The organism is Rhodopirellula sp. J20-39, from assembly GCF_057365095.1.
On sequence record NZ_CP195123.1, the window covers coordinates 231276 to 244694 of the forward strand.

General features: G+C 53.1%; 7 protein-coding genes and 1 pseudogene. 6 read left to right on the forward strand and 2 right to left on the reverse strand.

The window, feature by feature from the left end; all coding sequences use genetic code 11:
• The first annotated feature begins 36 nt into the window (after window positions 1-36).
• The 5 genes and pseudogenes from ACR3ZL_RS00770 to ACR3ZL_RS00790 all read left to right on the forward strand — a co-directional run.
• Window positions 37-1536, forward strand: coding sequence for a sulfatase (locus ACR3ZL_RS00770; RefSeq protein ID WP_473649788.1), 1500 nt, complete (start codon window positions 37-39; stop codon window positions 1534-1536).
• Window positions 1537-1545: 9 nt separating this feature from the next.
• Entirely contained in the window at window positions 1546-4536 is a 2991-nt protein-coding gene (locus tag ACR3ZL_RS00775; RefSeq protein WP_473649787.1) for an alpha-L-rhamnosidase, read from the forward strand.
• 126 nt (window positions 4537-4662) lie between these two features.
• Window positions 4663-6606, forward strand: a complete 1944-nt coding sequence (locus ACR3ZL_RS00780) for an endo-1,4-beta-xylanase (RefSeq protein ID WP_473649786.1) — start codon at window positions 4663-4665, stop codon at window positions 6604-6606.
• 206 nt (window positions 6607-6812) lie between these two features.
• Complete coding sequence (locus ACR3ZL_RS00785) at window positions 6813-7589, forward strand: 3-keto-disaccharide hydrolase (protein WP_473649785.1); 777 nt, start codon at window positions 6813-6815, stop codon at window positions 7587-7589.
• 200 nt (window positions 7590-7789) lie between these two features.
• A pseudogene (locus ACR3ZL_RS00790) lies at window positions 7790-8850 on the forward strand (sulfatase-like hydrolase/transferase); the annotation flags it as partial.
• 87 nt (window positions 8851-8937) lie between these two features.
• Here ACR3ZL_RS00790 and ACR3ZL_RS00795 read toward each other — a convergent pair.
• Both ACR3ZL_RS00795 and ACR3ZL_RS00800 read right to left on the reverse strand, forming a co-directional pair.
• Window positions 8938-9798 carry a DUF1571 domain-containing protein gene (locus tag ACR3ZL_RS00795; protein WP_473649784.1) on the reverse strand — a complete coding sequence of 287 codons (861 nt, stop codon included), beginning with the start codon at window positions 9796-9798 and terminating at the stop codon, window positions 8938-8940.
• 358 nt (window positions 9799-10156) lie between these two features.
• On the reverse strand, window positions 10157-12034 hold the full coding sequence (locus ACR3ZL_RS00800; protein WP_473649783.1) for a trypsin-like peptidase domain-containing protein: 1878 nt from the start codon (window positions 12032-12034) through the stop codon (window positions 10157-10159).
• A gap of 608 nt (window positions 12035-12642) precedes the next feature.
• On the opposite strand from ACR3ZL_RS00800, the gene ACR3ZL_RS00805 reads away from it, so the two are divergent.
• The gene (locus tag ACR3ZL_RS00805) at window positions 12643-13389 is read left to right on the forward strand and encodes an N-acyl amino acid synthase FeeM domain-containing protein (protein ID WP_473649782.1); all 747 of its coding nucleotides are present in this window, start codon (window positions 12643-12645) and stop codon (window positions 13387-13389) included.
• Window positions 13390-13419 lie beyond the last annotated feature (30 nt).

The window sequence follows — 13419 nt, forward strand, 5'->3', positions numbered from 1 at the left end:
TCCATTCAAAATCACTCATCACCAACGAAACTTCCATTGAAAGACTCAACCAATTCGATGACTCGCTTCCTATGGACTTGGCTTGCAGTCGCGGTTTTCGCAAACGTGGAATCCATTCGCGCTCAAAGTGCCGAAAGGGAACCAACTGCGAAGAACGTTCTAATCTTTTATATTGACGACCTCCGACCGGAACTCGGTTGCTATGGCGTCGATTCGATTCACAGTCCTTCGATCGATGCGTTAGCGTCCGAAGGAGTGCTTTTCGAAAGCGCCTATTGCCAGCAGGCTCTCTGTGCGCCGTCTCGTATTAGCATGATGACGGGGCAGTATCCGGATCACACCGGGATCGTGGATCTGTTCACTCCGCTGCGTAAGGTGAACAAGACCGCGATGACGTTGCCGCTGTACTTTCAGCAACGTGGTTACGTGACCGCCTCCTTCGGAAAGGTGTACCACCACTTACGCGATGACAAAACATCTTGGTCGGAGATCCCGGAACCGCCCAGCGAAAAGTACGCTGATCCCAAAACGCTTGAAGGGATTGCGAGACGCGTTAGAGAGGCCAAGGAGCAACACCTCGGAGTCGAGAAAACGCGTCTCGCGGAGAAGGGACCGCCAACGGAATGCTTTGTCACCGAAGATGAAGGTTATCGCGATGGCGTCGTTGCCAATCAGGCGATCGCTTCCTTGCGAGAGAACAAAGACAAACCGTTTTTCATGTGTGTCGGTTTCGCCAAACCGCACCTGCCATTCGCGACCCCCAAACGCTACTGGGATCTATATAAGCGTGAACAGTTTACTGTGCCGAGTCGCGAACGTCCTTACGAATCGCCGGGACTCGCTTTCACGATCTGGGGCGAGCTACGTGCTTATCACGGAATTCCGAACGAAGGTGAATTGTCTGATGAGATGACTCGAGAGCTTATGCACGGATACGCCGCGTCGGTCAGTTTTGCGGACACACAAGTCGGCAAGGTGATGGCGGAACTCGACCGACTCGGTCTTCGTGATGACACGATCGTCGTTCTGTGGGGTGACCACGGGTACAAGTTGGGTAACTACGGGTTGTGGTGCAAGCACACCAATTTCGAGTTGGACGCGCATGTCCCGCTGATCATTTCTGCGCCGACGCACTCACGTGAACAACGCTCCAAAGCCTTGGTGGAAATCGTCGACATTTTCCCCACGGTGGCATCCATGACCGGTGGCGATGTCCCTGAGTCGTGCGACGGCAAAAGCCTGCAACCGTTGCTGCAAAACCCTGACCAGGAGTTCCGATCGTTCGCACTTACGCAATACCCGCGTGGCTCGACGATGGGTTACAGCCTGCGAAACGATCGCTATCGATACACCGAATGGATCCAGGCCGGTACGAAACGGGTGATCGCGAGAGAGCTTTACGATCACCAGGACACTGACACGCCTAGCAGGAATCTCGCAGACTCGCCCGAGCAACGCGAACACGTCTTCCGTCTTTCACAACAACTCGACGCGGCCCGACGAATCGAAAACACCAACGTCAAGATGAAGAAATAGCTCCCCACCATGCATTACATCAACATAAACCGAATTTCGCTCCCCGTGCTATTGCTTTGGCTCGGCACGACCTGCGCTGTCGCGAACGAATTTCGACCACATTCGCTTACCGTCGGGGAGAACTTTATTGACCCGATCGGCTATTACGATTCGACGCCGGTGTTCTCGTGGAAGCTGCCCGTCGACGAGGACGTCAAAGCACAAACTGCATATCGAATCGTCGTTCAGCCTAAATCCGTGTCCGGTAAAAACACCGTTTCCATCTGGGACTCCGGCAAAGTGGAATCCGATCAATCGGTGTGGATCCGATACGAGGGCCCCGCGTTTCATTCGCGACAACAAGTCACGTGGCGCGTCAAGTTCTGGGACGATCAGAATCGCGAGTCCGAGTGGAGCGACGAGGCCACGATCGAAATGGGATTGCTCGGTCAGGATGATTGGAACGCTCAGTGGATCGAGTTGGACCGCGGGAGTCGCCAGCCCGATGAAGTAAAGATATTGAAGGCGGAATTCGGCAATCGCATCGCGGGTGGCGATAAGGTTCGCGTTGTTACCGAGAACATCCGACGAGCGATCCAGCGCGGATCGACGCCGATCCGAGTTGTTCCCGCTCGGCTCGGCGGTGACCCTGCTCCGGGTGACGATAAGACCCTGTGTGTGGAATACGAAATCAATGGCGTTCGCAAGCAAAAAGAAGTGGCTGAGAATGACGCGTTTGATCCGTATCCCAAGACAACGGCCCACCCTGCCTACTACATGCGGCGAGAATTTGAATCGCCGAAGAAAGTTTTGCAAGCTCGCCTGTATGCGTCGGCTCTGGGGATTTATGAGTTCCAAATCAATGGTGTGCGTGTTGGTAACGACATGCTGTCGCCGGGATACACCATGTATTCCAAACGCGTCGAGTCGCTGACTTACGACGTAACTGACTTGGTTCACGACGGTAACAACGCGATCGGCGCGGTGCTCGGTGAGGGCTGGCACGCGGGCAAATTGTTGCTGCGCAAACGTAGCGAGTTGGCCAAACTGACGCCGAGACTGCTCGCACAGTTGGAACTCACCTACGCCGGCGGCAGCGTCGAAACGATCGTCACGGACGGTAAATGGCGAGCCACCGACCAAGGTCCAATTCGTGCGGGCGGTTTCTATCACGGCGAGGACTACGACGCGTCGAAGGAATTCGGCCAATGGACTCAGCCGGACTTCGACGATTCCGCATGGAAGCCTGTGAAGGCCAAGGCACCCGTGGTGGATCTTGTTAAAGATCCGGCGGTTGAGGGATCTTTAACAAGATCCACTACGGCAATTGCCGTTGTTCCCAAACCGATGCCGCCGGTTCGTGTGATGCAGCGGTCGGAAGCGGTTGAGATGACGCAGCCGGAACCGGGCAAGTACGTTTTCGATTTCGGTCAAAACCAAGTCGGCGTTCCGACCGTCACGATCCCCGTCACGAAAGGCGAAACGGTTTTGATCCGTTTCGCGGAAATGCTCCAACAGGACGGCACGCTCTACACGGCAAACTACCGCTCCGCTCGATCGCAAGCCACCTACGTCGCGGCCGAGACCGGAACGGCCACTTATCAACCGTCGCTGTCCTTTTTTGGCTATCGATACGTCGAACTGAGCGGGCTGGCCAGGGGTGAAGAGTTAACCACCGAATCCGTTGTGGCCAACGTGATTCATACCGACTTTCCATCCAAGGGCAGCTTCACATCGTCGCACGACAAACTGAACCAATTGCAAAGCAATATCCGTTGGGGCCAGCGCAGCAACTTTGTTGACATCCCAACCGATTGCCCGCAGCGTGATGAGCGACTCGGCTGGACGGGTGACGCGCAGGTTTTCTTGCCAACGTCGTTCTTCAATTTTGACGTTCATTCATTCTGGGCTCGTTGGCTGCAAAGCGTACGTGATGAGCAAACCAGTGAGGGAGAGATTCCACACACGGTGCCTTCGACGCCATTTGGCTACGCAAGCCCGGGTTGGGCCGACGTGATCGTGACGGCACCTTGGCAGGTTTACGTACGCACAGGCGATGAGCGTATTCTGCGTGACAACTACGAGGCAATGAAGAAATGGGTGGCGGTTTATGAACGTCGCTCGAAGGATTTGATCCCCGATCTCAAAGGATGGGGCGATTGGTTGCAGCCCTACACCAAGACAGACCGAAAAGGCGATACGGCCCAGGAGTTGATCGCCACCGCCTACTTTGGACGCGGCACCCGCATCCTTCACTTAGCCGCCTCCGCACTGGGCAACGATGGCGACGCAAAGCGATACGGCCGACTACACGCCGATATCCGAACGGCGTTTACAAAACGCTTTTTTCCAGGTGAGAAACCTCATCCCGGTGCGAACACCCAAACCGCCTGCCTGATGGCACTTGGCTACGACCTGATTGAACCTGACCAGCGAACAAGAGTGGAAGCAATCCTTTTGAAAAAGTTCGAAGACGCGGATCGGCACCTACGAACCGGATTTTTGGGGACACCACTAATCGCTCCGGTCTTCGATGAACTGGGGCATTCGGACATCGCTTACGAATTGCTGTTCAAAGAAAGCTATCCGTCGTGGTTCTTTTCGATCAACCAGGGCGCGACCACCATGTGGGAACGGTGGAATAGTTACAGCCACGCCGATGGCTTTGGCGACGCCAGTATGAATTCGTTCAACCATTATGCCTACGGCGCGATCGGCCAGTTCATGTATGAACGTGTTGCAGGTTTATTGCCCGACCCGAAGCATCCCGGCTACAAGCATTTCTTCGTCCGTCCACTCGTCGGCGGGCCTCTCACGTCAGCACGTGCGGAGCTCGAAACCAATTACGGAGCCGCCGTCAGTGGTTGGCAACTGCGGAAAGGAAAACTCGAGATGGAAGTCGTCGTCCCGCCAAACACGACGGCAACGGTCGTTTTCCCGGGAGGCAAGGAGAGCCAGACCCTCGCGGCAGGAACGCATCAGTTCTCGCTGAATAGGTGGCCTCGACGCGATCGATCTTGACAGCCACTGACACATTGAATCTTCCAACCATCATTCCAAACCAAACCGCAACACTGCGTTGAAGCCCTTGGTTTCTTATCGCAATCTAAAAATACGAAACCCGGCAACCTCTTCAGAACAATAGCAATGCACAACACCGACGCTAACCTCGTTGATAGGTTTACGCTTTCCGCTTCCGCGATCCTTGCGATCGTCTTCTCGCTGACTTTCACTTACCACAGTTCCGCCGACAACGTATTCTCGCAATCGTCCGTCATCGTGCCGCCCGAAGGCGGAGTTGACGTTCTGTCGTTTGGTCCCGAGCACTCGGTTGAGTTTGAAACTCGCAACGTCACTGGCCAGGCGCAATGGATCCAATCCGAAGACACGCCTTTCGCCGACGTGTACAGCGTCGAAACGGACACTCGGTTCAGTGATCCTGAAAACATCGGAGTGAGTGTTCCGATCAACGGATCCGTTTCCAAAGGCGATGTCGTCTTGCTCTCGTTTTGGATGCGTCGTCCGGGTGCGGGGGGGCAACCGAACAACACCTACCTCTACGTTGACTCGGCAACCGAGGAAACATCGTACCGTTACAACCTGTCCGCGTATCGCGAGTGGACACAGCACGTTCGTTCGTTCGAGGCGAATCAAGACTTTGATCCGGCGGAGTCCTGTTTTCGCATGCAACTCGGCGAAGCCGGAACCGTTGTGCAGATCGCGGATTTGCGATTGTTGAACTACGGCAACGAACGAGACATCGCGACGTTGCCACGGTCAACGATCATGTACAAAGGTCGCGAAAAAGATGCCGCTTGGCGGAAGAAAGCACTCGCCCGAATTGAGAAAATCCGCAAGGGTGATCTCAAGATCACAGTCGTTGATGCGAATGATCGTCCTGTTCCGAACGCCCAAGTTCATGTCGCGATGAAGAAACATGCGTTTGGATTCGGCAACGCGGTCAACTCGGAGGTTCTGGGGGCTCCTCAGAATGATTTTCCAATCAATCCGAAGAGACAAATTTTCGTCAGTTGGGACGAAGCACAGAAGTACCGTGAGGTTGTTGAAAAGTATTTCGATCGTGTCACCTTTGAATCCGAACTGCGGCCCCACGTATGGAAAGGACTCAAAGTCAATAGCATTGAGGCACGACGCAAGCATGACATCTTCTTCAATAGGACGCTCCCTTGGTTGAGCAGCAATAACATCAGTGTGCGAGGTCACTATATCGCCTGGGCGCCGATGGACTTCAATGCTGTCGAAAAGGAATTCGTCGGTGATCCGAAGGCTCATCGCGAATGGCTCTGGGCGCACATGAACGACGTGCTTCCCGCCACGTCCGAATATGTCACTGAGTGGGATACGATCAACCACATTATCGGTTGGGGAAAACACACCTATGAGATTGAGTACGGCGGCCCCGAGATCTACGCCGAGATCATGGCGGAAGCTCGACGGCTAGCGCCTGACGCAACGCATGCGATCAACGAAGGGAAAGTGCTGCCCGATGGATACAAACGCGAACCGTACAAGAAGATCATTCGCTTTCTAAACGAAAAAGGTCAAACTCCTGATATCGTCGGATTCATGGCCCACTTCGGTTTGACCTCTCTGACGCCGCCTGAAGAACTGTTGCGGGTCTACGACGAGTTCGCTGAAATCGCGCCACGTCTGCAACTCAGTGAGTTCGATGTCGAAGCAGGTGATGACGAAGAGTTGCAAGCCGACTACTACCGCGATGTGATGATCGCCTCGTTCAGTCACCCCAATTTTGTTGCGATCGTGCAGTGGGGATTTTGGGAAAAGATGCACTGGAAACCCGCCGCCGCATTGTGGCGTGAAGATTGGACGCTCAAGCCAGCGGGAGAGGTGTTTGTCGACCTCGTTGCTAACCAGTGGTGGACCGACGAAGTGACTCGCACCGACAACGACGGCAACAGTCAACTACGCGGTTTCCTGGGCGACTATCAAATCACCGTTACGAAAGACGGGGTGACCAAAGCAGTGGACGCGACGGTGACCGCCGATGGAACCGAATTGCGAGTGCCACTTCCAAAACCGAAGGCTATCGCCCAAATTCTTTCTAACTGAAAATGCGAACGTCTCGAAACTTCCTGAGCAAACAAAGACGTTGATACACTGACGAACGAACGCATCGGCAAGTAAAGTATTGGCACCCTTTCGCGACGCTCATCTATAGATTGCAAACCAGGTGGCGAGTGAAAGATCCAAACAATGCCTTTCAAGTTTACTACAACTAAGGAACGAAGATGAAACTGACATCGAGACTAAACGCGATGAGTATCCGACTATTGATTCCAGTAACACTGGTTTGGTTGGCTTGCATGAGTGCCGATGCAGTTGGCCAGGAGCTAGATCCACAACAGCAAGAATGGTCGAAACCGTATTCCAAACAGCCAAACGCGCCCAAACCCGAGGAGATGTTGCTCAACACCGACGACGAGCCCGATTTATCAGAAGGTTTCACACCTCTATTCAACGGCACCGATTTGACTGGGTGGATTGCCAAAGGTGGAACCTGCACATTTGAAGTCAAAGATGGGCTGATCATTGGAACGTGCGTGCGGGGATCCAATAGCACGTATCTGTGCACTGAAAAATCGGACTACAAGAACTTCATCTTTACTTGCGACCTGAAGATGGAAGTCGATGGCAACACGGGCGTTCAATTTCGCTCGAAAACGAAACCGGGAAAAACAGACGCGGCGACGTCCGAGATTGTGTACGGACCTCAAGTCGAAATCGAAGGACAGGGCAAGAAAGGGCGTCACTGGTCCGGGGGCATCTATGGACAAAGCTGCGGCGGGTATTTCTATCCCCTGTGGTTGAAGGAACATAAGGAAGCTCGAGCGGCCGAAGATGCCACGGGTTGGAATCGTGTGACGATTTCCGCAAAAGACGACGTGGTCAAAACGTGGCTCAACGGCGTGCCATGTGCGCACTGGGTTGGTGACGGCACCTATGCCGACGGCTTCTTTGCACTGCAGGTCCATAAAGGCAAAGCGGGTACGATCCTGTTCAAAAATATCCAAGTCAAAGAACTGGCCGAGTGAACTCGCGCGGTGCGTGGCATGCACTCTCTACGCTGATGCTCAAGCGTTGAGAGTGCCGCAAGGTATCGTTCGGTTGCTCATCACTTGAAACGACCACCATCTCGATCCGTGCAAAATCGAAACCTCACGGAACTGACGTTCACACCGCCAACCACGCTGAAACCATCTTCCCGCGTCCCGGTAATTCCGCCAATCACCTGACGCCTTGGGAAGAAACGTACCCTGGTTTGTTGCGTGATCATGGATACACGTCGGCCATATCGGCAAGTGGCACAACGGCAGGATTCCGTCACAGCGTTTTGATTTCAACCGCGCGTACGCGGGAACCCATTGGATCGAGCAACCTGATGGAACAAAGATTCATGTCACGCAGAAGAACGAAAACGACGCCCTGGAATTCCTGAAGACTCGCCCCGATGACAAACCGTTCTGTTTGACTATTGCGTTTTTTGCCACGCACGCGGAGCACCACAACCCGCTGCAGTTCCTGCCGCAACCTGAAAGCATGGAACTCTATCAAGATGTCACGGTGCCCGTCCCGGCGAACGCGACTCAAGAATCGTTCGAGTGATTACTGGAGTTCGTGGGGAATGAAAAGAACGAAGGACGCAACCATTGGCACTGGCATTTTGATACGCCACATAAGTATCAAACGATGATGAAGAACTATTATCGCTTGGCCACGGAAGTTGACACGACTTGCGGTCGCATTCTTGCTGAACTGAAAGAGCAGGGACTCGATGAAAACACTCTGGTCATCTTCACGACCGACAATGGCTACTACCACGCCGAACGTGGGTTGGCGGACAAGTGGTACCCGCATCAAGAGAGTATCCGTGTTCCGCCGATCGTGCGCGACCCACGGATGCCCAAGAACATCAGCGGCCAAACCAACGATGAGTTCACGTTGAACGTGGATCTCGCGCCAACCATCTTGGCAGCGGCAAAGATCGATGCTCCCAAAACCATACAGGGTCGCGATATCAGTCCGCTCTATCTCGCCGAAGAAAAAACACAGTGGCGTGACGAGTTCTTCTATGAACACCCCATGCTGAAGACCACCGATTTTATCCCAGCGTCCGAAGCACTCGTTCGCAAGGATTGGAAAAACATGTCCTGGCCGGAGTTTGACCGCGAACAACTATTCGATTTAACAGACGACCCGATCGAGGAACAGGATCTCGCCAGCAATCCCGAGTATGCGGTGAAATTGGCCGAAATGAGAAAGCGATTCTTGCAACTCAAAGAGCAAGCCAATTGACAGGTGTTTGTTCACATCCTGTTTGTCGAAACGGGGCGTAAGCGTTAGAGGATGCGAACTTGCTTATATTCCCATCCACCATTCTTGCTATTGAGCGAATGTGTATTCCGGATTGGTGGTTTGAAAATCTTGGTCCGTTAGTCCAACGTTGATTTGCAAGTCCAGATATTGATACGACTCAATGATCGGTGGCGGTTCAGACTCGTTTTCGGGCCAGCCAAAACTACGGAAACGGACCACCAAGTTTCTTTGCTGATCCAGCACCAGTTCGGCAAGCGAAAAATCGCCCTCCCGGTGGCTCGGTTTTGCTCGTTCGATCTGCAATAAAGTGAGTTCGCGTCCATCGAACAGATAACCTTCTGTTTTGAACACCTGCACGTCTGGATCATCGCGATCGACGCTGCCTCGTTCGATGAGCTTCTCCAACAATCGGGTCAGTCCCAATTCGGTGATTGGATACCGTTGCCCACGCATCGCCAAAAAGCTATCCGGCTCAAGCGGCACTGTCATCATGCTGCCGATCATACCGGCCTCGCGAACCAATAACTTGCCGTCATTTTCGTTCTCGACCCAAATTACCTCTCGTCCTTTGACGTCCTCTGGTGAATCAAAACGCATGTAAACCTTCATGGGCGCCCCAGGTTTGCCGCCAGGATGCCGAGTTGCCACTTTGATGAACGACTCCGATTGCGGCTGTAACACCCCACCACGATCCTGTTCCTGTTTGATCATTCGAGCGGTGTAATCATCCACATCGCGAATGGTCGCTTGCAACGCCGACTCGGCCAACGCGAGCATTTCCGACATGGTCACTTCGACACGTTGAACCTCTCCAGCAAGGTCATCTGGCCGAGGGATTTCCGCAGTGGTCGCCTGACTAGGCTCATCGGAATACTGCTCGCCAACCGCTAGTAAACCAACCAATACCGCTCCAAGAGTTGGAAACAACAGTATTTGTGTGAATCGATAGTACATGTACGGACAGTCCAACCGGTTTGATGACAAGATCCAACCACGCACAGATCCCGACAACAGCCTTCCGTTGGCTGTTCAATAATGCATGCTTAGCCTCCGAGCCAGCTTAACCGACGAATCCCAAAAACCCAGGCTACTTCGGAAGCCCGCCATTAGTAATCCGTCAGGGCCGATCCAAAAGTTGCCACTAGTTATTAAGCCCTATCCGAATTGGCATCATCTCTTTGAAAAACACCACAACACTAGAAACTAGGCTCAAGGCCATAGTTTCCAGTGATTCCAAACGTAACCGACCTTGCGGATATCGAAGAGGTGGATATCGGAGACTTGGTCAGTTGGATCCTTGCAACCAACGACCGTTTCTACAGTGGGGGCACGACCGACCGCCAGCGCCACTACACGTCGCACATCTCTCTGGGAATGTCTTCCAGGTCATGATTGGTTGCCCATTCAGATTCACGCCCACCTGGACTTGCTTCTTAACCGGAACCCGTCCCTTTGAGCATTTTCGATTTGTACAGTCGAGAACACCCTTTCCTTGACAACCAATACACCAATGATCACTGAGCGTCATTCCCGCACCGGGTGCAGAAACATTGGCAACTTCGCTGAATAGTTGCGTTTGGGTCGGTTGCTTGGCCCCCCATACAAAGATGGGCAGCACGGTTTCTGCAATAGACAACGCTGTTGCAATGTTCTTGTCACCCCGCATTGCTGGCGAACTGGTTTGCACGTGTTTATAGAACCAACCACGTATTGCCGGAGCAGAAAAGAACAAGCTACTTTGATCGTCCATTGGATCGGACGTGTCAAACGCCAAACCAATCGCTTCGCTATCTGCGTTCACCAAGGGACCACCACGATTCCCACCTCGAACACGACACGAGCATGTTTGTCGGCCTCTGGAATCTGGTTCGCTTAAAACAACGCCCGTCTCTGTAGTCACTCCTCCAGATACCAACCCAGCTCCCCGTCGATATCCATATAAACTGATATCGCTCATATGAGTCGCAGTGGTTTCGGTTAACACAAGCGACCGCGCCTCTAAACCAGGCACCTCTAATGCAGCTATCTCGGCATCGGTCGAACCCTCGTCCGGATGAACGTACGTAAAAGTCGTCCAACCGACAGCACCTCGAACTGGACCAGTTGGTGAAAAGGAACCCCATGCCTGCGAACTAGTCGACCGCCGACGAGAGGAAGTGACATAGACCCGCGAAACGTCAGAGGAGTTAAAATTGGACTCGTCACCCGTTCCGACCGTCACTAGTTTCGGACCAGCGTAATCGGTCGTTTCAATGACGGGCCTTGAAGTAACGACAACCCCGGGGGCCACTACGAACCCGCTACCGATCGACTGAAGTTCGACATCATCTCGCGGCGGGGTCAATCCCTGAATTGCCATACTTGCCCCCGGCGTATCACCAGGAATATTAAAATCCAACGCGTAGTGCCAACCTTTTCCAAACTGGGTTTGCACATTGGAGTTCTGGCTTAGTGCCATCGTCCGCAACAGATCTTGTCGTGTTCCCGTGGACACACTGACAGGAACAAATTGACTTGTCCCAATCTCGGCAACTAGCTCGGCGTTATGGCGGACAACTGGGGGAATTAGCCGTACTGATTCCATCGCGTCTTTTAATCGAGCCGCCGCGTTGTCACCCTTGTGTGACTTGATGTAGCAAATTGCCAAATTGTTGTAAGCCGATGCCAACGTGACTGAGTGGCGATTTGGTTCAAGCTCACGTTGCTTCTCAATACGTCGTATTACCTCGTCCAAGATTACCCGGGCTTGGCGATAATCGTTCGTCCCAGCACTCTTTCCCACTGCGGCCCAAATTCCCGCATATGGGCTTTCTGGAATTGCGTTGTGAACTTCAATCAATAGCTGACTAACTGCCTCGGGGCGATCAAACAAAGAGCCAAAATGGTCTCTGACGATTCCAAATTGGCGAGCATCTTGCCGATCGTACCACACGCGATGAGCCTGATCCTGTGAAGCCTTCGATAGTCGCGCCACAGGCACTGTCAATTGGCGACCATTTGCTGGAATCCGGAGCTCTACTTGATCGTCGACCAGCCTTACGAGTTCGGCTTGTGTGTTGAACTTCCCCGTCACATCTGACCACTGCAGCAGCTCTTGAGTGTACCCCGTAACAGGATCAATGAAGATCCAAAGTAACCCTAAAACAATTCCCGTAATCTTCATTGATACTCGCAATTGCACTTCCAACGTTAATCAACCAAATAAGCAATGCCGGTTACATGAAACAGGTACATGGGCCGAAACACTGCGACAATTGCTTGCGGATACCATGCTGACGCTACCCTGCAACCACCCGGGGGCGAGTGTACATACACATGAACGACATCGCAACAAGTTCATTGATCGAACGAGGTTTATAAGACAATTTGTTCTCGGTGCAGTCTCTTGTAAATGCACTTTCATCCGCTTTTGAAACTGAAACTCTTACCCGTATTTCATTCTGGCATTCGAGCGGGCGGAGGTTTGGCAAGTGCGTCCCGGTCAGGAACAGGAGACTGCAACATTCTCCGCAGCAAATTTCAAGAAACCCACGCCGAGATATCCGTGATCGTCAGATTCGGCTTCGCAAATCGCCTCCACTTTGGCGTGAACGAGACAACATCAGGACAGCTGCCGAAAAATGCAACAAAAATACACGAAGGGGATTGGCGGCAAAGAGCACCAGTAGCGTGGATTTAGGTACGAAACATCCGCAAATCGGTGGGACAAACCTGTGTCACGAGCATGTCCCGTGACGTCACGACGCCAATGGGTAGACGAGTTTTCAAACGATGTCACCCCAGTTCGCCAGCACCGTGGCGAGAGAGCGTTCCACCATCATGCCAGTTTGTGCCGCAGTTGAAGATTCCCGTTCGCACATCAAAACACTTCGATATGACGCGTCGCAAGATCTAAAAATCGTCCGAGTTTTTGGGACTGATAACGACGTGTTTGCACAACTGCGACAGTTGCGTAGCGGATCGGCATCGACCGCCAACGAATTCACATTCGATCGTTATAGCTACCACTACGGGCTTTATGTCCAAGAAGTTGCCGTCGGGACGATGACCGTTACCCGGGCCGCTGAAGGCGTGATTGATTGCGAAGAGTGCTACCCCGGCAACGCAATCCAACGCTACCGCCATCTACTCGCATCCCCTTGCAAGTTCCGTATCAACAGCGGCATGCATTCCACACTTCGCACGCTTCGCCTGATGCTTCGTGAAGCCTGGCGAGACCAACTTTCCAATGGCACTCGTGTCGTCGTCATTAATGCCGAAACCCTCTTGGTTCGTTTCTACGAAAGAATGGGGTTCGAGATCATCAAGAACTCGCAGTTCATTCACCCCATGCTGGGAACCGATAGCGTTTGCATGTCGATGAGAGCGGATCCCCGAACAGACACCTGCTTCGTTGACTTGTTTGCCGAAGTAGATACACCGATTGACTGTCACGACTGGGTCGCCGCGTGTCTTCCTTCATCAGCCTTCGAGCCTCTGATTGGGGCAACTGAAACTCATCTCGCGACATCACTTTAGCCACTCCACCGAATTCCGGTGTGCGTGTAT

Excerpts from the sequence above, each read along its gene's own strand:
- ACR3ZL_RS00775 (WP_473649787.1), top strand. The coding sequence starts at position 1,546 with ATGCATTACATCAACATAAACCGAATTTCGCTCCCCGTGCTATTGCTT.
- ACR3ZL_RS00780 (WP_473649786.1), top strand. The coding sequence starts at position 4,663 with ATGCACAACACCGACGCTAACCTCGTTGATAGGTTTACGCTTTCCGCT.
- ACR3ZL_RS00785 (WP_473649785.1), top strand. The coding sequence starts at position 6,813 with ATGAGTATCCGACTATTGATTCCAGTAACACTGGTTTGGTTGGCTTGC.
- ACR3ZL_RS00800 (WP_473649783.1), bottom strand. The coding sequence starts at position 12,034 with ATGAAGATTACGGGAATTGTTTTAGGGTTACTTTGGATCTTCATTGAT.
- ACR3ZL_RS00805 (WP_473649782.1), top strand. The coding sequence starts at position 12,643 with ATGTCACCCCAGTTCGCCAGCACCGTGGCGAGAGAGCGTTCCACCATC.